Here is a 24,039-nt window from a genome sequence, read left to right on the forward strand (position 1 = left end):
ATATTATTCCGTGTAAAACAATTTGTCGTTGATCCAGTCACCCAGAATCTCTGTCTGAGTATACCGGGATGCTTCCTGTTCTGTTAGCTGATGTGACCAGGTTACCCGCTCTGACAGGTCTGCACCCGGCCCGGTATTCGCGTATTCGGCAAAAAAAGCGGTCTTTTCTTTTTCGGTACTTCCCCAGTTGTTCCAGCCTTCCGGTTTAATCATATCGCCCAGTTCGCAGGATATGAATACAGATTTACCGTACGGCCTCCATGGGCGTCCAAGGTAAAATGTGGCTTTCTCTGCGCTTCCTGTAATTTTACAGTTTTTGAATACAAATCCAAACTTCGTCTCTTCATTTGTGGATGGTGCCGTAACATATCCTTTCCCCTTGCAGTAAATTGTACACCCTTCAAAAAGAGCTGTTGACCAGCCGAAAATAAAATCTACAGTTCCTTCAATATAGCAATCCCTGTAGTACTGACGGCTTCGGTCACCGTGTGGGTATAAGGTATCCTGATTACCCAGGAAACGACAGTTTTTAAAAGCTGCTTTGTCGCCATCAATTCTTACAGCGACGGCTTGACCTACCGGGCCGGCTGAATTCTGAAATGTCAGGTTTTCAGCCCTGAACCCGTCTCCGAAGATGTAAAATGAAGTAGACCCCGTAGTTCCTACTTCTTCTCCGAAACTGTTCTTTTTCCGGGCATAATCATCATAGGTAAGTATGGTATTGTCCCTGTCTTCACCAATAAATGTAATGTTGGTTTTACTGGCAGCCAGAACCAGTTTTTCTTTGTATGTTCCTTTTTTAATCAGGATGACAGTTCTGTTTTTTCTGAAATCAGGCACGGCATTAATAGCCTCCTGCACGGTTTTAAAGTTCCCGTTTCCGTTTTGATCAACCGTAAAATCGTATTCCACAGCCGCAGATGTCCGGATCAGTATAAAAAGTGAGAATATGGTTAAGATGTATTTCATATTTAATTCCGTTGATTTGCAATTTTCTGCAATCCGTGATAAACCAGTTTTGCCACCTCTTGGGCACCTTCGGGTTGAAAATGTGTATTATCATGCTGTCCATCCGGATAGGCGACATATTTTCCGGCCGGAAGATTCATAAAATAATGCGTTGTGCTGTAGGTCTCACCTTTGCTTGTAAAAAAATCCATCGACAAACGGTTCAGATCAATCAGCGGTACACTTAATTCCTCAGCTACTTCTTTTACGGCATCTGGATATACGCCATGTACATTGGTCAGAACGCCGTCTTTCCACGGATAGTTTCGGGCAACCGGTGTCAGTAAAACAGGCATGGCACCATTCTGAAGGCTTTGTGAAACAAAGAGACGCAGAAATTCTTTGTACCCTTCCGGATCAACATAACGTTCGGGTTTATTTTCAGCCGCATCGTTATGCCCGAACTGGATGAGCACCCAATCGCCTGGTTTTAAGGACTCATACACTGCGCGCCAGCGTCCTTCCTGAAAAAAGGTTCGCGTACTTCTGCCGCCCCGGGCTCTGTCATCCACCATAACGCTGTCGGCCTGCAAAAGGTTGGCCAGACTATCGCGGTATGCACCATTCATAAATTGCTGAAATACCTGTCCCCAACCCGTTACCGGGAAGCGTTCGGTTTCGTAATTCCCGTATTGTGTGTAGTCCGCTACCGTAGAATCTCCAATCAGCCACACTGTGATTACGCTGTGTTTATTCGTTTTACAGGCAAACAGAGTGATCAGAACAAAAAGGGACAATATGTTGACACCATCCCTCTTCATTTATTTTTACTGATCCGGAACCAGTCGATATCAACAGTACCTGAATCATTTGTAATATCGTTTCTGATGGCGAAATAGCCAACCTTTGCTCCGATCCATCGTCCGGGTTTAGCCTCAAATTCCGGACCGGCTTCTGTAAACCTTCTGCCGTTTTTACTGAAAGCAAATTTGCACTTAGCGCCTTCACTAACCTGTATGCGGAAGTAAATTTCATTACCATCATATTCCTCGGAGAAGAGTTCTTCTTCTTTTCCACCGGTTCTGGCGCGCTTGCATTGGGCTATGCGCACTACTGTTTTACCATTTTCCGATTTGAGCGAGATATACTGATAATCTTCTCCCATAATCACGAATCCTGTTTCATCACCACCTTTATGAGAATTAAAGGTCAGCTTTGTTGTAGCTGTAAATGTTTCGGCCGGGAATTTTTGCAGAAGCAGATTCGGTACGTTCCATAATCCTTCAGAACCTTCCGGTCTGGCCATACAGTTCAGTCTGAAGTAACCCAGGTTACCGGAAGGAGCTCCCCAGTAAACCTGTGGATTGGCATGCCATTGCCATTGCAGTCCAAATTCACTGCTGTTAAATTCGTCACTTTCCGGTGGTGTAACAATAGGGTAGGATTGGCCAACATCCGGTTTCTTGTGTGTCATAACCGGAACACCAATGCCGTCGCCATCAGGATCTGATCCAATAACAGGCCAGTCTTTTTTCCATACCATGGGTTGCAGATGCACGATCCGGCCATAAGCTTCCTTATCCTGAAAATGAATAAACCAGTCTTCTCCGCCCGGGGTATCAATCCATGCTCCCTGATGAGGGCCGTTAATATCAGTTTTTCCCTGATCCATCACAATGCGGTAATCATAAGGGCCATAGATATTTTCTGAGCGCATGGCCAGTTGCCATCCGGTAGATACACCACCAGCCGGAGCAAATATATAGTAATAGCCGTTTCGTTTATAGAATTTCGGCCCTTCAACGGTTGGATTCGCATCATGTCCGTCAAATACCATAACATCCTGTCCGATTGCAGCGGTTCCTGCGCTGTTCATCTCTGTGACCATGATCACACTTTTTATGGTCGCGCGGCTTCCTGCAAATGCATAAGCGAGGTAAACCCTGCCATCATCATCCCAGAGCGGAGTAGGATCGATAAGGCCCTTGCCGCCTTTTACCTGTACCGGTTCTGACCATGGTCCTTTGGGATCTTTGGCCTTAATCATATATATGCCATGATCGGGATCGGGAAAATAGATATAGAACTCGTTCTTATGATAGCGGATGCAGGGCGCCCAGATGCCATTGCCATGTTGCGTTATGTCGAAGCCCTCTGCATATTCCAGCCTTTCAAGGCCATATCCGATCAGTTCCCAGTTCACCAGGTCTTTAGAATGAAGTATGGGCAATCCGGGAACGCAGTTAAAGGAAGATGAGGTCATATAGAAATCATCGCCAACCCGTACCACATCGGGATCAGAATAATCGGCATGTAACACCGGATTTGTATAGGTGCCATCGCCGTTATCTGATACCCATACATTGGATACCGTATTCTGTGCCATTAAAACTGCTGGCAGGATTAAAAGCGTTACTACAATTTTTTTTGTAAGTGAAAAGGTTTTTCCTGGTTTCATACGTTATGTTGTTTCAAATTTTAATGATAATAATTGCACTGACCTGACAGGTGTTTAAAATGTAATTAAACCCGTAGCCATTTGATGATATGCCGGATGAAAAGACGAGAAATCTGATCCCCGAAAGAAATAGCAGATGGAACTTTCGATCTGAATTCTTTCGTCTGAGGGAAGGATGAGACGTTTTTCATTAAGCAATAGTATCAGCAACTACGAAATTATAATTTAGCCGTTAAATAAAGGAATGGAAACGATTTTAAATCCATAGTTATATTTCCCAAAATGCGGGTTATATATATCGCGGGAGCAGAATAACTAATATGGTAATGGTATAAGTATAATATATTCAGTTCTTTACATTGCTTTGCTTATTTTTCGATATAAATTCGGTAGCACTCATTCCGAACTCCCGTTTAAAGCATTTTCTGAAATGTGAAAGGTCTTTGAAACCAACTTCATAAGCAATTTCCGACACATTTAATTTTTGTTGAATAAGCAGCTGCGACGCTCTTTTTAATCGGATATGTCTGATAAATTCCTTCACCGTCATATTGGTCAGCGCATTCAGTTTCCGGTATAGCTGCATTCTGCTGACTCCAACCTGTTCCGAAAATTTTTCGATGTCGAGATCGCTGTCCGATATGTTTTCCTCCACGATTTTTATGGCCTTTTGCAGAAAGCGTTCATCCGGAGAAGAGAGCTCAATATTGGTAGGTTCAAGTACAATGGTTTCGGTATATTTCTCTCTCAGGGATTCCCTTATGGAGAGCATATTTTCAACTTTAGCCTGCAAAACGTTGATGTCGAACGGTTTGGTAATGTAGTCGTCTGCACCAAGGGTTAAGCCTTTCAATTCGTGTTCTTTTGAATGCATGGCAGTTAACAGCAGCACGGGGATATGTGAAGTCCGTTCATCCGTTTTTATTTTTTTACAAAGTTCATAGCCATCCATCTGTGGCATGATAATATCGCTGACGATAATATCGGGAATATTTTCAATGGCCTTTTCATAGCCATCTTTCCCGTTCCGCGCTTCAATAATGTTGTATTGCGAATTAAAATGACTGGAGATAAACTTCCTGACATCCGCATTGTCTTCTACAACCAGCATTATTCTTGACAGAATATCTTCTGTTTTTACACCGGTTTCCATTGACTGTGCGCTGTGTTCTTCATCCTGATCTTCATTGCTAAGATCCGAATCCGCTGTTTTGTAGCTTAAGTTCTGAACATAAGGAATCCTGAATGTGAACTTGGTTCCTTTTCCCGTTTTACTGGAAACAAAGATTTTTCCTTTATGCAGATTGACCAGTTCCTTAACCAGGGCCAGTCCGATTCCGGTTCCTGAATTGCTGTCTTCCCCGTCGTTGGACTGGAAAAAGCGCATAAAGATTTTGTTGATATTTTTATTTGTGATGCCCTTACCTGTATCTTTAACCGATATTTCGATGTACTGTTTTTCTTTATCCTCTGAGTTAAATTCTTCTTCTGAATCAAAAATAAGGGACAGGTTAACCGAAATGGTGCCACCCTGTTCCGTAAATTTAAAGGCATTGGAAAGAAGATTATTGAGAATCTTCTCTATTTTGTCCGGATCGAAGGCCGTGAACAGGCTTTTTTTCAGCGTTGTAAATTTAAGTCTGATCTGCTTTTCTTCTGCCAGTGAATTAAACGACTGCACAATATTCTGTACAAAACGTACGATATCTGCTTCTGTCAGATTGAGCTTCAGGTTGCCGGTCTGCAGTTTTCTGAAATCCAGCAGCTGATTGATGAGCCTGTCGAGATTTTTGGCATTTCTATGCACAAGCCGAATGTTTTCGCTGATTTCAGATTCCTTTAATTTATTATTCATTATTTTCTCAACAGGACCCAGAATGAGGGTCAGTGGTGTACGGATTTCATGTGAAATGTTTGTGAAGAATTTTAATTTCAACATATCCAGCTCATGAAGTTTCCGTGCATTGACACGCTCAATAACCAGCTGGTTTTTAATTTTTTCGCGGTTTATAAAAAAGCGGAAAAGCAGATACATCATACCGGCAATCGCAAGGAATAATAATCCCAGGAACCATCTTGTCTTCCAGAATGGCGGCAGAACACTTATATTGAGCAGGAGTTCGTTCTGGTTGGATTGTGAACCCCTGATATATCGCTTGATATGCAGTACATAATCCCCAGGATTAAGGTTGGTATAGGTTGCCGACCGTGCGGTACTGGGTTCAACCCAGTCCTTATTGAAATTTTCAAGTTTATAGGTGTAGAGGTTTTTCTCACTGTTGACAAAATTCAGTGCGGCAAACTCAATGGTAAAGAAATTCTGGTCATAATTTAAGGTGATATGATCTGTTGTTGAAATGCTTTTTGTTAAAACTGCATTTTCATCCTCAGATATTGAAACAGATTTGTTGAATATTTTGAAATCGGTCAGGACAACCGGGTAGTTGTCCTTCTCTGAAATAATTTTTTCAGGATTGAACATGTTAAAACCTGAAATGGAACCAAAAAGCAATTCGCCATCCCGGGTTTTACATGCTGCACCATAGCAAAACTGATTGTTGCTCAGTCCGTCTTTATTGGTGAAATTACGAAAGATTTCTGTTGATGGATTAAATTTTGATAAGCCATTTGTTGTGCTGATCCAGAGATTTTTATTCCCGTCTTCCAGTATGCATAATGCCTGGTTATTCGATAAACCGTCGTTTTCATCAAAATACCTGATCGGTCCGTTTTGAGCCGAATAGATAGCAATGCCCCTGTCATTTGTTGCAATCCATATGCGGTGTTCTGAATCTTCGAACATGCTTCTGGCATGTTCAAAATAGCGGATTATCCGGTTATTCTTCGGATTAAAAATGATGAGTTCATCAATGCTTCCCATCCATAATAACCCCCTGGAATCCATGTCGATCCAAGAAATGGATTCATGGCCGTTAATCTGAGGGTAATGCTTGAATGATCCGGTTGAAGGAACAAACTTATCCAGTCCTTTGCTGGTAGCAATCCAGATGTCGCCCTGCTTATCCATGCAAAGGTCCCATACTCTGTTGTCGGATAAAGCTCCGTTTACATCCGGGTTGGATTTGTAGTTTGTAATTCGTCCCGTTTTTAAATTGATGACATCAACACCACCCAGGAATGTTGCTACCCAAAGATGCCCCTTCTGGTCATCAAGAAATGCTTTGATACAATTCTGGCTGATGCTGTTATTCTGCCTCGGATCAGCCATAAGATACTCGTATTTCCCGCTCTCCGGATTGTAAATGTTGATGCCGCCATCTTCCGTTCCGATCCATATCTTTCCCTGCTTGTCTATCCAGAAGGCATATACGATGCTGCTGTTTAAAAAATTATTATTTCCGGGCAGGGATCCGAAATTCATAAACACCTGTTTGCTTCTGGCAAGCAAATTTAAACCACCCCTTGTGCCAATCCATGTTTCTCCGTTGCGGTCGTGATAAACACAAAGCACCGAAGTGTTGGAAAGACTTCTCATATTGTGTGTGTTGTGCCTGTAATAACCGGTTACACCTTTCCCGGTTGTATAGGAAAACAAACCACCCCTAGTTCCAATCCAGTATTCCCCGAAGGTACCTTTTGATACCGTCTTAACGGTTTCTGACCGCTCAACATCCGAAGGAAGTCTGACTGCATTTATGCTTCTGGTATCGGGATTAATGATAAACAGGCCGGATGAATAGGTCCCGATCCACATGGTACCGTCCTCATCCCTGAATATCTCCCATATTTCATGGTTCTGTTCTTCACCGTATGGCAGTTGAAAGGCTGTCATTTCATTCTTTGCTTCATTATAGGTGAACAAGCCATTGGATGTACCAATCCACAACTTCCCGTTTTTATCCAGCTCCAGGTTTCTGATATAATTTGTTGTGGCGGTATTTTCCGCATTTATAATTTTAGGATTCAGCACCGTAAGCTGACCTATAGTATCCAGGTACATGAGGTTGTAATTGGTTCCCAGCCATAATCCACCTTTCTCATCCACTTCAATATCATTAACAGAGACCTCTTTATATTTCAGATCTGAATAATTTTTAAAGGGTTGCGAAAACGTTTCCTTTTCGCGGTCAAAAATATTGAGGCCACCGGCTTCCGTACCAATGTACAGGTTCCCTGAATTATCTTCTCTGATAACCCTGACGATATTTCCTGAAAGACGGTCTTTCCCGGATGGATCAGGCAGAAAATTCTTAAATGTATACCCGTCGAAACGGCTGATGCCCTGGCTTGTTCCAATCCATATCCAGCCCTGTTTGTCCTGATAAATGCACTGTATCTGGTTGTTCGGGAGTCCGTTTTCCTGTGAATAAATATCGAAGCTTAGTTCTGTTGATCCGGTTGTTGCCCTGGAAATAAATATATTCAGAGCAGAAAGCAGGAAAACAAGATAAGTATGATAGGATTTTATAGTCTTAGCTCTCATGATTGGCAGTACATAATTATTCCCAAAATAAAACTAATTTTTCATAAAACCCTATGTTCATTACAATAATGTAGCGCATCCCTGATTCCTTTTTTTTCTGTCCGCTGATAAAAATCTGACTGCCTGATTCTTGATAATCAGTATATGATAAATCAAATTATTAGATTAAATTTACCCGTAATTTGTTACGTTTCACAACCAAGATGTATATTATGTATAAAAAATCCAATGCTTCAGTAACTGTGTTCATAATTTTCTTTCTGCTGTCAGGCTTAACTTTAATGGCTCAGGAAAGACCACCTGTTCATGATCCTGTAATGATGAAACAGGGAGATACCTATTATGTATTCAGTACGGGATGGGGAATATCGGTTCAATCGTCGAAAGACTTAAAATCATGGGAAAGGGAGAAACGGGTTTTCGAACAGGCACCGGAATGGACCAAAGAGGCTGTAGAAGGTTTCAGGGGACATATGTGGGCTCCGGATATTGCATACTTTAACGGTCAGTATTACCTGTTTTATTCTGTATCGGCTTTTGGTAAAAACACATCGTGCATCGGTTTAGCCACAAATAAAACGCTTGATCCCGACGATCCGGAATTTGAGTGGGTGGATCAGGGTAAAATAATTCAGTCTTATCCCGGAAAAACAAACTGGAACGCTATTGATCCGAATTTTATCGTGGATAAGGATGGAACGCCGTATCTTACGTTTGGCTCTTTCTGGGATGGTATAAAACTGGTAAAACTGGCCTGGGATGGAAAAAGTGTGGATGATGATCTGGATCAGATACCTACCATTGCATCACGTAAACATAAGCCCGGTGAACCGAATCCTCCGGCAATAGATGATAATCCGAAGGATGCAGGAGGAAATGCGATTGAGGCGCCGTTTGTTTTCAAAAAAGGGAAATATTACTATCTGTTTGCATCTATTGACTATTGTTGCAAGGGTCCCCGCAGCACGTATAAAATTATTGTAGGCCGATCCAAAGACCTGGCAGGACCTTATAAAGACAAAGATGGATATGAATTAAAGTATGGTGGTGGAACAATTGTGTTAAAAGGTGATGATAACTGGTATGGCATTGGGCATAATGCAGTTTATTCGGCCGATGGGAAAGATTATCTTATTTGTCACGGATATGATGCCAATGATAAGGGAAAATCAAAACTGATCGTAACGGAATTGACGTGGGATAAAAAGAAATGGCCTGTTGTGGAAGAAAAACTTTAGCGTTCTGTTGTTTCTGCATCAGGTTCATTTGTCCGGTTCTTCAACCAGGTAAGGAATATTGCTGTGGCCATGCCGGCAAGGCTGATTAAAGACAGCAGTAAAAACATATTCTGAAAACCCGGCAGGCCGGGGTCTCTATCAATGATTCGGCCCGCAAGAGGATAGAAAAAAACATCCGGCGTGAATCCAATAACAGAAATTACACCAATAGCAGTACCGGTAAGATGGCGCCTGATGCCTGTTTCTTCCATCATGGCAAAGTAAACACCCCGAAGTGCATATACGGCAATCATAGATATGATAAGGCTTGTGAAAATTAAGATTCCGGTGTTTACTCCCGGATTAGCCAGTTGCAGAATGGTAAACACGATAAATAATATACTGAATAACCATACAATAACCCGGGAGCCACTGAACCGGTCAGCAAGCAGTCCTGCAAGAACGGCTGCTCCAATCCTGATGTAAGCCATCTGTGAAACAAAGGCTGCTGCGGCAACCTCATCCATGCCAAGAGGCCCTGCACAATACAGGGTATAAAAGTCGATAGCCTTAAAGCCGCAGTAGGCAAAAATAACAATCAGTGCCTGTAACCACACCACACGGCTTTTAAGCACCTGAATAAGTTCACTGAAGTTATATTTCTTTTTTTCCGTCTGTTTTGCTTTTGTGTCGGGAACGGTGAACCACGTAAATACTGCTGCCAGCATGGCCAGCAAAGCATACAGGCCTGTAACCCAACGCATAGCGGACTGGCGGTCAGAAAAAGTTGCATCGGTGACTGTTGCCGGGAGTATAAAACCAAGTACAACGACACCCAGACTGGCAGCACCTGCAGCCATCATTCCACGTCCGGCTTCCAGAATACCAAAAGCCTGTCCCTGTCTGAATTTACCACCCCATATCCGGGTTGCCTTCAGCATTCCTGCCCAGAAAAGGAAAATGGTTGTGATACCCCAGTAACCATAGAGAATTGTGAGTCCGGTTTTTCCCGGCAGGGTCATCATATAAATGCCTCCGAGTCCGGTGGCAAACTGTGAAAGAGACATCAGCTTTCGTGCAGAGAACCGGTCGGCCAGAATGCCGCCCGGGAAATAGGATAGCATGGCCATGATGCCGTAAACACTCATGGTATCTCCCAACTCCGTGTTGTTCATATTTAATGCGTGCAGCAACGTGGGGCGAAAAAACCGTGGAAGATGAAAGGGTAGGCCAAATATCATTTCTCCACCAAATATAAGGCAGAAAATGATTATCCAGTGCCGGAATGTTTCTGAGCGTTTCATTAAGTAAGAAAGCGGTTTGTTGCAGATTACATATAAAAAGAACAGGTTGTATGTCGATTGGTTCGGATCAGACCATTGTATGCATGTGCTGAAACCCAAACCATGTTTAGGTTAAAGTAAAACTATATCGCTTAATTAGCCGTATTAAATTCCTTGTTTCTGATCCGTTTGATCTTAGTTGCCACGTCTCCCTTTTCACTGAACCGGATTAAACGAAGCAGGAGGTTGATCACTCCTCTGCTTTTTGTGATCAGGGGTGTAATATCTGCTATTTTCTGGTCTCTGATAGTAATAATTTCTTCCTGATTTCCGCGGGAGAGTGCCAGCTCAAGTGCAAAAGCCCAGGCACCGTTTCGGGCAATTTTCATGCTGAAGTTGATGAAAATATTATCCAGATTGCCGGCAAGTTTTAAGGGATATCTTAACCATTTCCATATCCTGGTCAGATCTTTTTGTACGTCGTCCAGTAAATCGCCAAGCAGTTCATTTATCTTAATAAAATCGTTTTTTAGTGCCAGTAAATTATTTTTACCGGTAATCTGAGCCGCAATTCCAAGGTCAAAATTTATATGTGCATTCATACCCAGCAACAAGTGTTGCAACACAATCAGTTTATCCTGTTCAGAAGAGACAAAAGACGATTGCCATGATTTGCTACACAACTGCTGATTTTTATATTGGTTATATGCCTCAAGGTAGCGGTTGGCAAATGCTATATCCAGTTGCTCCATCTGTGAATCATCATCAAAATAGCTGGTCCCCAGTTTTTCCTGTACTCTTATGGTGACTTTTTGGTAAAGCACAGCAAAGTAGCCCAGATTATTACCGGTAGAGATACAATCTTCAATAATATGCTCCAGTTGCTCTATGACTTCATCAAGTGTATTTGCCACCATGTTTGCGAGTTAACAGATTATACAATCAAACAGATGGAAGGGGAGATATGTTTCATTTGGTTACAGGATAAAGATGTGTGCTATGTAATTACTGTCCCATAGCAACTTATTCTATTGTTTTTGGTCTATAGTTTATTTTTGTGATATTATCTTTTCTGTACTTTTTTAATGGTAATCTTATCCCAAAGTCAACGTATGCAAGGTGAGAATATTCCCATGCATTTTTTTTAAAGGTGAAAAATGATGGCAAATAACTTGCACCAATATAAAAGTATTTTAAAAGAAACAAATTGGCCTCAAAACATAGTCCAAGTGTATAATAGTGATTATTCTGCGTCAGATTAAAATGTCGTTCCAATTGATTTAAAATGTGTTCCTTGTATTGAAAATATGAAAGACTTAATCCATATCCCACAGAAAATCCAAAATTCTTTGACGTGGTTATATTGAAATCATAGTTATTGGTCAGTTTTGTACTCATAGACAAGAAATTCGTAATAGTATCACCAAGATCCCATCTATCCATATATATCTGAGGAATATCATCAAACCCTGTCACACCAATGTTCCATGATATAAACGAACGTTTTGAATGGTAGTAGTCTGCTCCTAGCGCAAGTCCTTTATAAATATTGTAAGTTTCATATTTGACTGGATTTTTGATGCCTATGTTGTCAAACCAGGGAAGAGAACTTCGAAAATAGATTTGTCCTTTTTTTGATGGTTTCCATTTTTTATATTCTGATAAGCTGTTGTTAAGATCTATATAAATAGAGTTATGATATGTATACATCGCATCACGATAATATGCGTCTCCTACATATCCCAAAGGGGAATATAAAACAAAAAATAAATTGCCAAAAGTAAATTCGGGTGAAAGTCGGCTTTTAATTCTTACATTCTTATAGGTTGTGTCATTTTTTATAGCTACATAAAAATCGTTTGGACCTCTTGGAACTTCAAGTATGACAGGTGAGTCTACGCAGGTATCATTATTCAGACAAATTTTAGCTGACTGAGGCGAAGTGTGGATCTCAATGTTAGTCTCTCTTGAATTCAGTAATGTTGCGCATGAATACATTAACAAACAAATAAAAAATAATGATATAATTTTAAATATCCTCATGATTATATAGGTTTAATTTTGAGGTAGATATAATATTTCATGAAAGCCATAAAATATATCAATAATAATTTTTCGGTACCTTAAGGTTTAGCCGCCAGTCCTTTATCTGTCCGTTTAACTTTTTGTATTGTCCCATCGTCGTTAAAATACAGGTATTCTGCACAAATATGGCGCTGCCGGCCACAGGATGAATCTGTATCCAGCCAGCGGTGATAAAACAGGATCCATTGTCCCTTATATTCCACAATAGAGTGGTGGTTGTTACTTTGGTGTTCCTGTTCCATGATAACACCTTTATAGGTCCATGGTCCAAGTGGTGAATCGGCCATATAGTAGGTGAGGACACGGTTTCCTTCGGGCATGGTAAAATAGTACTTGTCTTTGCGTTTAAATACCCAGGGACCTTCCATAGGGGGTTCATAACCACCCATATCCATTTTAATAAAATCCCCTTTAATGCTTCGCATGTCGTCGGCCATTCTTGCCACATGATAATTCATGCCGCTTCCGCGAAAATAGATGTAAGCGCTGTCGTTGTCATCAACGAACAGGCAGGGATCATTGGCATACGGTTTACGCCATAAAGGTGCACCAATCACATCTTTAAAAGGGCCGGTTGGCGAATCACTTTCCGCTATTCCAACGCCCATCCATTTAGTGCTGTTTTTCGGATTGACCCGGTCTTTTATTCCGGTTCCGGCAGGATAGCAGAAATAATACTTTCCGTTTTTGTAGGCACAGTCCGGTGCCCAGGCATAATTATCAGCCCAGGTCAGATCATCCACGGACAGACAAGCGCCGTGATCAACCCAGTTTATAAGGTCATCCGATGAAAACACGTGCCAGTCCTTCATGAAAAAATCGGGCTGACACTCTTCGTCATGTGATGCATAGATATATATTCTACCGTCCTTCCACACATGGGCTGAAGGATCAGCTGTTTTAATGTTGCTGCCAAAATCAAGTGGATTCTGGGCATAACTTATACCGGTACTTAATAAGGCTAATACAACTGTTAAAAATGAGGATAACTTCATGGGTACATCATTTGAAAAAAATAATAGTCACCGGGTGAATCATATAAAGTGGCTTATATTCACCCGGTGACTAATAAGTATTTTATTTGCTTAGCTGAATAAGCACAACAGATTTTGAAGGTAAAGAGATATTCATTACACCATTTTTGGGTTTTTTCACTTTCCATTCTTTAAGTGTTACTTCCTCTGCTTTACCAAAGTTGTTATATGCGGCCATTTTTTCGCCGGTTACAATTTGTGCGCTAACCTGGCGGTATTCGTCGGTTCCCAGGTTCAGCTCCACTGGTTCCTCCTTGTTCGGATTCAGGTTACATAAGGTAACTGAGATTACACCATCCTTAACTGAAGCTGATGAGCTGACAGCAGGTATGGATTCTCCTTCCAGTTCATAATTTTCGCATGTTAACCTGGCAGGTATCAGCATGGCATCCTGGTGCACCTTATACATTTTGAAAACATAGTAGGTTGGTGTGAGTACCATTTCATCGCCCTGAGTAAGAATAACGGCCTGCAACACGTTTACAACCTGTGCAATATTTGCCATTTTTACCCGGTCGGCGTTGTTATTGAAAATATTGAGGTTGATCCCGGCAATCAGCGCATCACGCAATGTATTCTGCTGATACAGAAATCCGGGATTAGTGCCGGGTTCCACATCATACCATGAACCCCATTCATCCACCATTAGTCCAACACGTCCTCTGGGATCATACTTATCCATAATGGCGCCATGTCTGTCTATCAGGTCCTGCATCTGAAGGGTTTTGCTTAATGTGGTAAACCACTCTTTTTCATTAAAATCAGTGGCACTTCCTTTATGTCTCCAGTTGTAAGGAAGGGTGTAATAATGGAGTGAAATTCCCTGCATCAGGTTCTGTTTGTTGCGTGTTCTTTCCATCACTGTTTCTGTCCAGTTGTAATCGAAAGAGTTGGCTCCACAGGCAATTTTAAATGGCGCCCCTTTAGAATAGGAGGCATAGCGTCTGAACAGATCCGCATAATACTCCGGGCGCATATCACCACCACAGCCCCAGCTTTCGTTGCCGATGCCCCAGTATTTCACATCCCATGCTTTTTCACGACCGTTCTTTTTACGCAGGTCTGTCATCGGACTGATATTGTCTGATGTTACGTACTCCACCCATTCTGCAGCTTCCTGAACCGTTCCGGATCCTACATTTAAACTGATGTAAGGTTCTGTGCCAAGCAGTTCGCACAGGTTAAGAAATTCATGCGTACCAAAGCTGTTGTCTTCGGTTACTCCACCCCAGAACACATTTACAATGGATGGTCTGTCTTCTTTAGGTCCAATACCATCTTTCCAGTGATAGGTATCTGCAAAACAACCTCCGGGCCAGCGAAGAACCGGAATCTGCATATCTTTCAGGGCATCCACCACATCCATGCGGTAACCGTTAATGTTCGGAATACCAGACGTGTCGACCACATAAATACCGCCATAAATACAGCGGCCCAGATGTTCTGCAAAGTGACCGTAAATCTCTTTGTTAATCTTTGTCGCGGCACTGTCAGGTTGCAGGACAAGGCTGTTCTGCGCCTGCCCGGCAAATAGTGCCATACATATTACTCCCAATAATAAAAAAGCTTTTTTCATTCTGATTACGTTAATTAAGTTTGAAATTATTTGTTGTCATCAATTTTAGCTTTGTAAATATACGGCTCTCTGTTAAATTTTCCCAACGAAGAATGATCAACTATACCTGAAAAAGTTCAGTTAATATCTTCCTGTCCTTCATTCTTTTAGTCCGGTCATTATCCGGCAGATTATTCTATTGCTTGTCAGAACCGGATTTCTTCTGGTTTGTGCTAACATACATGATTAAAGTATCATACACCGCCTGTACTGTTAGACAAGTAGTCATGCCTCTTCATTCCAATATCTGTAAATTTAAGATGTATTGAACGGCTTCCATTGCCGCTATCTGAAAAGCACTACCTTTGTTTATAAAATCAGTATAACCAAAAAATAAAAAATATGAATCAGCAAATTCGCGATATAGCTGAAAGATTGCGCGGATTAAGGGAATTGTTTGATATATCTGTTGCAGATATGGCGGCAACCTGTCATGTCTCTGAGCAGGTATATCTGGAATATGAAGGTGGGGAATGCGATATCCCGATCGGTGCGCTTCAAAGCATATCCAAAAAACACAACTTTGAACTGTCAGCTTTGTTATTCGGAAATGAACCGAATATGAAATCTTTTTTTCTGACCCGTGCAGGGAAGGGAGACACCGTGGAACGTACACGGGCTTATAATTACCAGTCGCTGGCATCACGCTTTACAGGAAGAAAGGCTGATCCGTTTATTGTTACAGTAGAGCCGGAGACAGGGGAGAAGGCTATGAATCTTAACAGCCATAACGGACAGGAGTTCAACTATGTACTGGAAGGTAAAATGCTGTTGAGTGTAGGAGGACACGAGTTAACGCTGAATAAAGGGGACAGCCTCTATTTTGACGCTACGCTTCCTCATGGCATGAAAGCCATGGAAGGCAGGACTGTCCGCTTTCTTGCAGTGATTATATAACGAATTCTGAACGAAACATAAGCTCCATGATTGATAAATATTTAAAACAGACAACCTTTAAAGACTTAGAAGATTTTACAAGCAACTATGAATTGATTATTCCCGGAGATTTCAACTTTGCATATGATGTAGTGGACGGATGGGCAAAGACCAATCCTGATAAAAGGGCATTGCTGTGGACCAACGATAAGGGGGAAAGCCGGACATTTACCTTTGGTGAATTAAAGGATATTACCGATAGAACAGCAGGTTTTCTTTCATCACTTGGTATTGGCAAAGGAGATATGGTGATGGCCATCCTGAAGCGCCGTGCAGAATTCTGGTTTACCATCATTGCACTGCACAAAATAGGGGCTGTTATTATTCCTGCCACGCATTTGCTGACGAAGAAGGATATTATTTACCGTGCGAATGCGGCAACCATAAAGGCTGTTATATGCGACGGTGATGAACTTATTACAGATCATGTGAACGAGGCCCTGCCGGAATCACCATCTGTGCAACAACGGATTTCAATCGGACCGGTAATTCCTGAAGGCTGGGAGGACTTTCACAAAGGCATTGAGAATGCACAACCCTTTCAGCGACCTGCTGAGCCGACAAAAAATGAGGACCCGTTAATTGTGAGCTTTACCTCCGGAACTACCGGCGATCCTAAAATGGTGGTGCTCGACAGTGTTTATCCGCTGGCGCACATTGTTACTGCAAAATACTGGCAGAACCTTCATGAAAAAAGTCTGCATCTTACCATAGCTGATACAGGCTGGTTAAAGGCAGTATGGGGAAAACTATACGGGCAGTGGCTGGTTGGTGCAACTGTTTTTGTGTATGACCACGAAAAATTTACACCATCCGATATTCTGGATGTCCTGTCAAAATACAAGGTGACATCGCTTTGTGCACCGCCAACCATTTTCCGCTTTTTAATCCGTGAAGATATGAGCCGGTATGACCTGTCAGCACTGGAGTGGTGCACCATTGCCGGTGAAGCTCTTAATCCGGAGGTTTATAACAGGTTCAGGGAGCTTACAGGCATTAAACTGCGTGAAGGTTACGGACAAAGCGAGACAACGCTCACCGTATTTACTTCGCCATGGATAGAACCCAAACCGGGATCTATGGGGTTGCCAAATCCGCATTACGATATGGACCTCCTGACACCTGACGGGAGATCTGCTGAAGCAGGTGAACAGGGACAGATTGTGATCCGATATGATAAAAATTATCCGGCAGGATTATTTAAAGGATATTATCGAAACACCAGGCTTACGGATGAGGCCATGTCGGAGGGTATTTATTATACCGGTGATCTGGCCTGGAAGGATGAAGATGGATATTTCTGGTTTGTAGGCCGGGCAGATGATGTCATCAAAAGTTCAGGCTACCGCATAGGTCCCTTTGAAGTGGAAAGTGCGCTGATGTTGCATCAGGCAGTAGTGGAATGTGCCATAACCGGTGTACCGGATGATATTCGCGGGCAGGTGGTAAAGGCAACAGTGGTGTTGGGAAAAGAATATAAGGATAAGGCAGGTGATGACCTTGTTAAGGAACTTCAGGATCATGTAAAACAGGTGACCGCACCATACAAATATCCCCGCATCATTGAATTTGTCGATGAACTACCCAAAACAATCAGTGGCAAGATACGCCGTGTAGAGATTAGGGAGAGGGATCACAGGTAAAAATAAGGAAAAGGCTGTCCAAAAAGGCAAATAAGAATATAAGGAACGTATAAATTGATAGTAATCCTTCTATTACCCCTCCAAACCTCTCCGTCAGCTGACGGAAGGCTTTAAGTCCCCTTTAGGGGATTTAGGGGTAGTTTTTAAAAAGCTACTAACAATCCGTAAGTAAAACTTATACAGATTTTACTTTTTGGACAGCCTGTTCAATTCTGTTCTTTATATCCTATTCTTTTACCAGTTTATTGGTTAATACGGTATCTTCAATATCTATTTTGAGGATATAGATGCCTGATTCCAATGGGCTTATATCAATGTTTTTACTGTTGGATGCTTCTAAAACCAACTTTCCTGATGTATCATAAATCTTCATCTGATAGCTTTTGTCGGTATTAATAAAGAGCTTGTCATTAGCCGGATTTGGATAAAATGAGATAATCTCTTGTGCTACCTTTTCCAATCCGGTGGCAACCACATTGATGTAACTTGATTTGGTCATGGTGTTTTGTCCCGCATCGTTAATACACGTAAGAGAAACCTGGTAAATACCCGGATTATTGTAGGTAATCACCGGGTTCTGTACTGCAGAAGTTGACGGCGTTCCTCCCTGGAATGACCACTGCCATGTTTCGGGGCTGTTGATGGACTGATCGATAAACCTGACCTGTAAGGGAGCCGTTCCTGTCAGATAATCTGCCGTAAAGTTAGCGACCGGAGCCAATTGCAGGCTACGCGATCCAACGGCATAATACACTGGCCATCTGGCATCATTAACCAGAATAACCGGATTTCCAACTGATGAGATTTTGTTGTCTGCCAGAGAAACCTCAGCTACCACTTCAGAATCATCGGTTGCCAGCGCTGAATAGGCAATTTTATCATCTGTTGATGAGAACGACGGATAACCGATGGTGGCATTGTTTGCAATCACATCCAGATCGCCTGTAACCAGGTTGGCTCCCAGTACCGCATATTCTTCATTCACATTATCAAAATAATCGAAGGCAATGATGTAAGGTGAATTTTTGGAGAAAACAGGATTGCCAATGCTGACATTTTCCGGCAAACTACCGTACATTTTTGTAATGGTTCCATCTCCGAAGGTGTTGTTCTCATTGTCCCAAACCCGGATGAAACCGATATCCCAGTAACTGATGTCGTTGCCCTCATCCGAATTGAGCTCGTTATAGGCATCGTACATTACATATTCTCCGCTAAAATCGAATTCAATGGCATCGGCATACAATACACCACCTGCGTTTTCTCCACTGTGACTTGTGGTTGGATTATACAGGCGGTATTTGGCCCATTGCTCTGCATTGAAGTCATAGATATAAATGGCGGTATCCACTTCGGTGGATATAGCCGCAATGCGATTGCCGTCTTTCGAAAAAGCGACATTGTCCCAGAAAGCCTCCTGTGAGAGATAACTCTCAGCAGGATTGTTCGGATCAAGACTTAAGTATTTTATATAGTCGTTTTGATCTACAAACACAGCGTCCACTCCGTTATCTGTTACACTGGCTTTCCCTTTCATATCGGTGAATGTAAGGCCGATAAAATTCGTTGCATCCACATTTGACCGGTAGAGGTAATGCGGAAAGTTAAAACTAAGGGAAGTATTATAGGTTAACAGATACTCATCTCCCTGATTGGTGTTGTAATCCTGTTCATAGTCAATCACCTCCTGTTCGTAAATCCCGACAGCATCGAAAGCTTCACCGGCTTTTGTAACTTCGGTGGATGATTCGCCATACAGATCTTTGGCTGCCTGGATCACGGCAATCCGGAAGTCGGTAAACTGTGATTTGCTGGTAAGATAGGTGGTCAGAGCCCTGTAGAATACCTGTTCTGCTTTTGATTTTGTTACAGCTGTGGCAAACAGGTAGTAGGCATGGTTTCCTATTCCGCTGTTGATATGAACACCTCCGTTATCCTGGTTACCAATATACATCTCTTTCAGATGAGCCGGTTGCCAGTAAGGATCATTCAGACTTGTTCCCATATTATGCGGATCGGCCATGTTACGTAAAGCACCCGAAGGGGAGAAGGTTGTTTTGGTTATGTCTTCGCCAATCAGCCAGTCCTCGCGGTCGACCATTGAACCGAATATATCGGCATAGCTTTCATTTATTGCGCCTGACTGGCCCTGGTATTCCAGGTTGGCTGTGTTTGACACAATTCCGTGCCCCAGCTCATGTGCAGTAACATCCAGGGCACCTGCAAGTGGTTTAAAATTTACGCCACCGTTGCCATAAAACGCCGCCTTTCCGTTCCAGAAGGCATTCTCCATGGATGAACCATCATCGTTTGCAATGTTGATAAGGGAAATGATATTGCCTCCCTGTCCGTTAATAGAGTTCCGGTTGAAGGTATTTTTATAATACAGGTAGGAGGTTGTTGCATTGTAGTGAGCCGATACAGCTGTTGGATTGTTCCAGGTATTATTGGCAGACGTTATATGAATGTAATCCAGGTTTTGAGTGGAGGTGTTCTGTCCGTTTAATGTAAGAATCTGACCTTCACCGGTTTCGTTGTTAAACATGGGTTCAGAAATATTCATCATATAATACGTCCCTTTTTCAAGGTAGGTGTTGATGGTACGCTGTACATTGTTCAGATCTGTGGCGGTAGCGGTTACCGGACCATCGGATTTTGTATTGTTATAGCTTTTTATGACGGAACCATCCCTGGCGTCAATAAAATAAATCCACTCTTCAATAATATTCGGCCGGTATTCTACCCGGTATGCCAATCGGTTTTCATATATTATTAATCCGGGCTTAACCGGTTCATAACTGAGCAGTATTTTATGGGATTCAGGAATTGTCCTGCAGATGGTTTTGGATGTGATATCGTTTTTTACCTTCTCCAAAGCCTCTTTTTCTGTTAAAACCGGAACCGTCCTGACATCCGGATCCACAAGGCAGATTTTACCATTGAAAAGATCCTTGTCTGTCTTGATGTGCAGAAATGATTCACCACCATAAACCTCGATTCCTTTGTAGTATTGTTGTGCCTTAATATGGGTCATCCCAAGGTTATCTGTTGTAACGCTTCTGATTATGAGTTCTTTTTCGGGATCATTCAGCCGGGTTGTTGTCTGCACCGATTTATGGAATTCATAAAACTGCTGTTCCGGTGATTTTGCACTTTTATTTTGCATATCAGGTTTGCTGACTTCAAAAAACACAGGCAAACCTTTAGCTTTTATCAGGTTTTTGATCCTGTTATCCTGATTAAGTCCCGGTTGCTTTAGATTTTTGGAAACCGAAAAAGCAGAAGAGGAGGAAAAAGATGCAGATTTGGTCTGAACCGTTCCGTTTATCGTTTTATATTGCAGTTGGGTAGCTGCAGTGCCTGAGGCATTTTTGTTTACTGTTTTAAAGCTACTGTTTTGTTGTGCTGCCACTGATGCCACAACAAATAAGGAAAGCAGAATCGGGTAGAGTTTAAACGTCATGGTTTACTTTTTTAATGTTTTTACAAGGTTTGAATAAAAATCTGAAAGTGCAGGATCTGCTGTTTGATCAGTCCATGTTACCTTGTGCCGGTAGTCGTGTGTTGTCACCTCAATAAAATAGGTCATGTTGCCCTTTGTATCGCTGCTGATACTTTCAAAATCCATTTTTTTAAGCTGCTTTGATATCTTTTTCAGCATTTTGTAATCAATACGCTGTATATCTTCCTGCTGACTGCCGTTCATCTTATACACACTCCCATCAGCATTCAGCATGTAGGTGGTTGTTATTCCGGTGAATCCTCCACCGCTGCCAAAGGTTATTTCATCAAAGTTATCTACAGATCCTGTTTTTTTTAAGGAAGAACAGCTGACCAGAAGGATTGTAAAAACAAGTAAAAGATGGTTTTTCATAACAGTTATATTCGTTTAACAGAAAAAAACCGGGTTCGGAAATACAGGGGTGTGTATCCCGTACCGGTTTATAAATTCGCTTATAAAATTAAGGAAATAAAAAGAAATATACGTTAAAAAACCATTTCAAATCGAGCTATTCTCTGCGTATTAAATAATCAAGGACATACCAGAACAGCAGCGAAAACAGGAAAATTAAAATACCATAAATCGGTGCAATCAGAGAGACACGTATTCCCCCAAAGAAAAGTGATTTGGAAATATCACCCACTTTGGCAATATAACTGAATGCCGTATACATTCCGATCAGCTGGGCTAAAATGCCTGTAATCATCGCAAAAAAGCCAAGGGACCGGATATAGGATAACCTGTGAATAATCAGTTCTGAGGCTTTGCCCTTGTCTTTGGATCCGGCAAGAAAATGATAGATACCCCAAACGATAACCGCAATTAGAACCAGGGTGAGGATACTCATAAATAAAGGTCCACCTTCATAAAATAATTTTGTCATAACTTTAATTTTTTAGTTCAGATCAAAGTTAAATTGAACCATGAAAACCGGCAACGTCGTTTCCGGTCCTAAACGTGTTGTTCAGCATTCTTAGTGTGGTTTCATGCACTATCCGGAGCAAATTCATTAAAAAATGTACTATATTTAATCCTTGTTACAGCATAACTGTTATAACAAAAGAAACATAAAATTACCGGGTATGAAATTATTTGACAGGGAAAGATTTGTTACGGAACTTCGTTCTGAATTTAACAGCATAGATGAAAAGCAACTGAATTTTCAGGTTGATCTGAGCCGGGATATTTTTATGCTAATCCAAAACAGTTTTTCAGACTCTGTTTTAACTAAAGAATTACGGTCTTCACTTGAAGATAAAATAACAGAGGTGTTTTTTTCCACACTGAGTGTTATTGACAAAGACAATACATATCCTGATTACAGAATGAATGATGAACTGGACCGGATGAAAGTCCTTGTGGAAAAAAGGGAACGCAAAAGTGAAAATCCTGAATTCGACTCCAAACTGCTTTATTTTGTCAAGTATCATATCGTGGAACATTTTAGTGCAGTTTACAACCTGTCTTCAGAGGGCTTTTTACTGCTTGACCTGTATGTGAAATATCACTTTCAGGATTTACGCCGTTTCAACGTTTACTAATCCTATTAATGCTAAAAAAACAGATGGCCGATAGATCTCCAAGACCGGTATGGCATGTTATTTTCTGGATTGTGGTTGTCATGATCCTGACGCTCATTTTCGGTTATTCATGGGGCAATAAGATGCATGCGTTTTATTTTACTGTATCCCTGTTGCCCGTGATCATGGGAACTTCATATTTTTTTAATTACTTTCTGGTCCCCAGATTTCTGCTGGCAAAAAAATATTTCAAATTCGGACTTTATTTTTTTTATACGCTTGTCGTTTCACTATACCTGGAGTTAATGGTGCTGATGTTAGCCTTTATTTTTCTGGCAAAATTTGATTATGGACAAATAGGACCAAATGCTTCCGGCACGTTTACACTTGGGATAATTTTATATGTGATTGTATTTATCGGGTCTTTTGCTTTAATGGTTAAGCAACTGACGGAAAATAACAGTGAACTGCAAAAACTAAAAGAGGACAAAGCGAAACGTGAAACTGCATTTCTGGAGGTGATGTCAAACCGTAAACTCACCCGCATAAACCTTGATGATATTCTGTACATAGAAAGCTTGTCGGACTTTGTGAAAATTCACGGCAAGAACGGGGAGAAGATAGACAGCAAAGAAAAAATCAGTTCACTTGAAGAGCGTTTACCGGATAACTTTCTCAGAATTCACAGGTCATTCCTTATCAATACCGAAAGCATAGACCGTATGACTAATAATGAGATAGAAATCGGTTCAACGGCATTGAATATAGGCCGCAGCTATAAAAAAAATGTACTTGAACATCTGAAACAAGAAAATCAACCGTTATCCGATGGTGTATAGACCAGTTCAGTAACTCCGGATTCAAATGTGTGCTGCCGGATCAGGCTCAGTTGCGATTCATCCGGTAATCCTTCAAATAATTCAATGCCGGATTTCAGGATATATGGCATGATAAATACACGGATTTCATCAATTAACCCATGGTTCCATAACAGTGTATTCACCTGACCACCACCAATCAACCAGATGTTTTTGCCTTTGCCGGATTTGAGCATTCGTATAAACGCAACCGGATCATCAGAAATAAACTTTACATATGCATCTTCTTCTTTTTCCACATTTCGGGTCAGCACATAATTGATTTTATCTTTATAAGGGAATTCCATATCCCAGCCTGAAATCTGCTGGTACGTTTTATTGCCCATAACCGTTGTTTCAACCGAATCCATGAATTCGGCATAGCCATAATCATTCGCATCAGGATTGGGAAGGTTTTCCAGCCAGTCAACACTCCCGTCCATTCTGGCAATTTTACCGTTGAGACTACAGGCGATATATAAAACCAGTTTTCGCAT

Annotated in this window: 18 protein-coding genes; 5 read left to right on the top strand and 13 right to left on the bottom strand. The window is 41.6% G+C overall.

Annotated elements, in window-relative coordinates; translation table 11 throughout:
- Positions 1-3: 3 nt before the first annotated feature.
- The 4 genes from ACE1EF_RS19270 to ACE1EF_RS19285 all read right to left on the bottom strand — a co-directional run bounded on the left by ACE1EF_RS19270 (position 4) and on the right by ACE1EF_RS19285 (position 7,850).
- A complete protein-coding gene (locus ACE1EF_RS19270) occupies positions 4-969 on the bottom strand; it encodes a pectinesterase family protein (protein WP_375722341.1) in 966 nt (321 codons plus the stop codon).
- A 2-nt stretch (positions 970-971) separates the two neighbouring features.
- Positions 972-1,769: a rhamnogalacturonan acetylesterase gene (locus ACE1EF_RS19275; RefSeq protein WP_375722342.1), complete on the bottom strand. Its 798-nt coding sequence runs from the start codon at positions 1,767-1,769 to the stop codon at positions 972-974.
- A complete protein-coding gene (locus ACE1EF_RS19280; protein ID WP_375722343.1) occupies positions 1,766-3,406 on the bottom strand; it encodes a glycoside hydrolase family 43 protein in 1,641 nt (546 codons plus the stop codon). The genes ACE1EF_RS19275 and ACE1EF_RS19280 overlap by 4 nt, the downstream gene beginning before the upstream one ends.
- Positions 3,407-3,752: 346 nt before the next feature.
- Entirely contained in the window at positions 3,753-7,850 is a 4,098-nt protein-coding gene (locus tag ACE1EF_RS19285) for a hybrid sensor histidine kinase/response regulator transcription factor (RefSeq protein WP_375722344.1), read from the bottom strand.
- Positions 7,851-8,131: 281 nt separating this feature from the next.
- On the opposite strand from ACE1EF_RS19285, the gene ACE1EF_RS19290 reads away from it, so the two are divergent.
- Positions 8,132-9,088, top strand: coding sequence for a family 43 glycosylhydrolase (locus ACE1EF_RS19290; RefSeq protein WP_375722345.1), 957 nt, complete (start codon positions 8,132-8,134; stop codon positions 9,086-9,088).
- Here ACE1EF_RS19290 and ACE1EF_RS19295 read toward each other — a convergent pair.
- The 5 genes from ACE1EF_RS19295 to ACE1EF_RS19315 all read right to left on the bottom strand — a co-directional run bounded on the left by ACE1EF_RS19295 (position 9,085) and on the right by ACE1EF_RS19315 (position 15,045).
- Positions 9,085-10,371: an MFS transporter gene (locus ACE1EF_RS19295; protein WP_375722346.1), complete on the bottom strand. Its 1,287-nt coding sequence runs from the start codon at positions 10,369-10,371 to the stop codon at positions 9,085-9,087. The two genes, ACE1EF_RS19290 and ACE1EF_RS19295, sit on opposite strands and share 4 nt — an antisense overlap.
- Before the next feature lie 131 nt (positions 10,372-10,502).
- On the bottom strand, positions 10,503-11,267 hold the full coding sequence (locus tag ACE1EF_RS19300; protein ID WP_375722347.1) for a DUF5995 family protein: 765 nt from the start codon (positions 11,265-11,267) through the stop codon (positions 10,503-10,505).
- A 106-nt stretch (positions 11,268-11,373) separates the two neighbouring features.
- On the bottom strand, positions 11,374-12,348 hold the full coding sequence (locus tag ACE1EF_RS19305; protein ID WP_375722348.1) for a hypothetical protein: 975 nt from the start codon (positions 12,346-12,348) through the stop codon (positions 11,374-11,376).
- Between the two features lie 125 nt (positions 12,349-12,473).
- Positions 12,474-13,430 carry a family 43 glycosylhydrolase gene (locus ACE1EF_RS19310; protein WP_375722349.1) on the bottom strand — a complete coding sequence of 319 codons (957 nt, stop codon included), beginning with the start codon at positions 13,428-13,430 and terminating at the stop codon, positions 12,474-12,476.
- A gap of 82 nt (positions 13,431-13,512) precedes the next feature.
- Complete coding sequence (locus tag ACE1EF_RS19315) at positions 13,513-15,045, bottom strand: alpha-N-arabinofuranosidase (protein WP_375722350.1); 1,533 nt, start codon at positions 15,043-15,045, stop codon at positions 13,513-13,515.
- A gap of 381 nt (positions 15,046-15,426) precedes the next feature.
- Between ACE1EF_RS19315 and ACE1EF_RS19320 the strand changes: the two genes are divergently transcribed.
- Both ACE1EF_RS19320 and ACE1EF_RS19325 read left to right on the top strand, forming a co-directional pair.
- The gene (locus ACE1EF_RS19320; RefSeq protein WP_375722351.1) at positions 15,427-15,981 is read left to right on the top strand and encodes a helix-turn-helix domain-containing protein; all 555 of its coding nucleotides are present in this window, start codon (positions 15,427-15,429) and stop codon (positions 15,979-15,981) included.
- 26 nt (positions 15,982-16,007) lie between these two features.
- Positions 16,008-17,663 (top strand): AMP-binding protein, encoded by a 1,656-nt coding sequence (locus tag ACE1EF_RS19325; RefSeq protein WP_375722352.1) that lies wholly within the window; start codon positions 16,008-16,010, stop codon positions 17,661-17,663.
- A 226-nt stretch (positions 17,664-17,889) separates the two neighbouring features.
- On the opposite strand, the gene ACE1EF_RS19330 is transcribed toward ACE1EF_RS19325, so the two are convergent.
- From ACE1EF_RS19330 to ACE1EF_RS19340, 3 genes are all read right to left on the bottom strand, one after another.
- Positions 17,890-21,126, bottom strand: coding sequence for a M4 family metallopeptidase (locus tag ACE1EF_RS19330; RefSeq protein WP_375722353.1), 3,237 nt, complete (start codon positions 21,124-21,126; stop codon positions 17,890-17,892).
- A 3-nt stretch (positions 21,127-21,129) separates the two neighbouring features.
- Positions 21,130-21,537: a hypothetical protein gene (locus ACE1EF_RS19335; RefSeq protein WP_375722354.1), complete on the bottom strand. Its 408-nt coding sequence runs from the start codon at positions 21,535-21,537 to the stop codon at positions 21,130-21,132.
- Between the two features lie 136 nt (positions 21,538-21,673).
- Positions 21,674-22,048: a MotA/TolQ/ExbB proton channel family protein gene (locus tag ACE1EF_RS19340; RefSeq protein WP_375722355.1), complete on the bottom strand. Its 375-nt coding sequence runs from the start codon at positions 22,046-22,048 to the stop codon at positions 21,674-21,676.
- Positions 22,049-22,247: 199 nt separating this feature from the next.
- Between ACE1EF_RS19340 and ACE1EF_RS19345 the strand changes: the two genes are divergently transcribed.
- Positions 22,248-22,706 (top strand): hypothetical protein, encoded by a 459-nt coding sequence (locus ACE1EF_RS19345; RefSeq protein WP_375722356.1) that lies wholly within the window; start codon positions 22,248-22,250, stop codon positions 22,704-22,706.
- Between the two features lie 23 nt (positions 22,707-22,729).
- Positions 22,730-23,524, top strand: a complete 795-nt coding sequence (locus ACE1EF_RS19350; protein WP_375722357.1) for a LytR/AlgR family response regulator transcription factor — start codon at positions 22,730-22,732, stop codon at positions 23,522-23,524.
- Here ACE1EF_RS19350 and ACE1EF_RS19355 read toward each other — a convergent pair.
- Positions 23,500-24,039, bottom strand: coding sequence for a dihydrofolate reductase family protein (locus ACE1EF_RS19355; protein ID WP_375722358.1), 540 nt, complete (start codon positions 24,037-24,039; stop codon positions 23,500-23,502). The genes ACE1EF_RS19350 and ACE1EF_RS19355 overlap by 25 nt on opposite strands.

This window comes from Quyinboa sediminis (genome assembly GCF_042219855.1).
In the GTDB taxonomy this organism is placed as follows: domain Bacteria; phylum Bacteroidota; class Bacteroidia; order Bacteroidales; family UBA5342; genus JBHJHP01.

What these genes read in the sequence shown, in the direction of transcription:
- ACE1EF_RS19270 (WP_375722341.1), bottom strand. Translation starts at nt 969, where the DNA reads ATGAAATACATCTTAACCATATTCTCACTTTTTATACTGATCCGGACA.
- ACE1EF_RS19275 (WP_375722342.1), bottom strand. Translation starts at nt 1,769, where the DNA reads ATGAAGAGGGATGGTGTCAACATATTGTCCCTTTTTGTTCTGATCACT.
- ACE1EF_RS19330 (WP_375722353.1), bottom strand. Translation starts at nt 21,126, where the DNA reads ATGACGTTTAAACTCTACCCGATTCTGCTTTCCTTATTTGTTGTGGCA.
- ACE1EF_RS19305 (WP_375722348.1), bottom strand. Translation starts at nt 12,348, where the DNA reads ATGTATTCATGCGCAACATTACTGAATTCAAGAGAGACTAACATTGAG.
- ACE1EF_RS19320 (WP_375722351.1), top strand. Translation starts at nt 15,427, where the DNA reads ATGAATCAGCAAATTCGCGATATAGCTGAAAGATTGCGCGGATTAAGG.
- ACE1EF_RS19300 (WP_375722347.1), bottom strand. Translation starts at nt 11,267, where the DNA reads ATGGTGGCAAATACACTTGATGAAGTCATAGAGCAACTGGAGCATATT.
- ACE1EF_RS19325 (WP_375722352.1), top strand. Translation starts at nt 16,008, where the DNA reads ATGATTGATAAATATTTAAAACAGACAACCTTTAAAGACTTAGAAGAT.
- ACE1EF_RS19335 (WP_375722354.1), bottom strand. Translation starts at nt 21,537, where the DNA reads ATGAAAAACCATCTTTTACTTGTTTTTACAATCCTTCTGGTCAGCTGT.
- ACE1EF_RS19295 (WP_375722346.1), bottom strand. Translation starts at nt 10,371, where the DNA reads ATGAAACGCTCAGAAACATTCCGGCACTGGATAATCATTTTCTGCCTT.
- ACE1EF_RS19350 (WP_375722357.1), top strand. Translation starts at nt 22,730, where the DNA reads ATGGCCGATAGATCTCCAAGACCGGTATGGCATGTTATTTTCTGGATT.
- ACE1EF_RS19285 (WP_375722344.1), bottom strand. Translation starts at nt 7,850, where the DNA reads ATGAGAGCTAAGACTATAAAATCCTATCATACTTATCTTGTTTTCCTG.
- ACE1EF_RS19280 (WP_375722343.1), bottom strand. Translation starts at nt 3,406, where the DNA reads ATGAAACCAGGAAAAACCTTTTCACTTACAAAAAAAATTGTAGTAACG.
- ACE1EF_RS19340 (WP_375722355.1), bottom strand. Translation starts at nt 22,048, where the DNA reads ATGACAAAATTATTTTATGAAGGTGGACCTTTATTTATGAGTATCCTC.
- ACE1EF_RS19345 (WP_375722356.1), top strand. Translation starts at nt 22,248, where the DNA reads ATGAAATTATTTGACAGGGAAAGATTTGTTACGGAACTTCGTTCTGAA.
- ACE1EF_RS19290 (WP_375722345.1), top strand. Translation starts at nt 8,132, where the DNA reads ATGGCTCAGGAAAGACCACCTGTTCATGATCCTGTAATGATGAAACAG.
- ACE1EF_RS19355 (WP_375722358.1), bottom strand. Translation starts at nt 24,039, where the DNA reads ATGCGAAAACTGGTTTTATATATCGCCTGTAGTCTCAACGGTAAAATT.
- ACE1EF_RS19315 (WP_375722350.1), bottom strand. Translation starts at nt 15,045, where the DNA reads ATGAAAAAAGCTTTTTTATTATTGGGAGTAATATGTATGGCACTATTT.
- ACE1EF_RS19310 (WP_375722349.1), bottom strand. Translation starts at nt 13,430, where the DNA reads ATGAAGTTATCCTCATTTTTAACAGTTGTATTAGCCTTATTAAGTACC.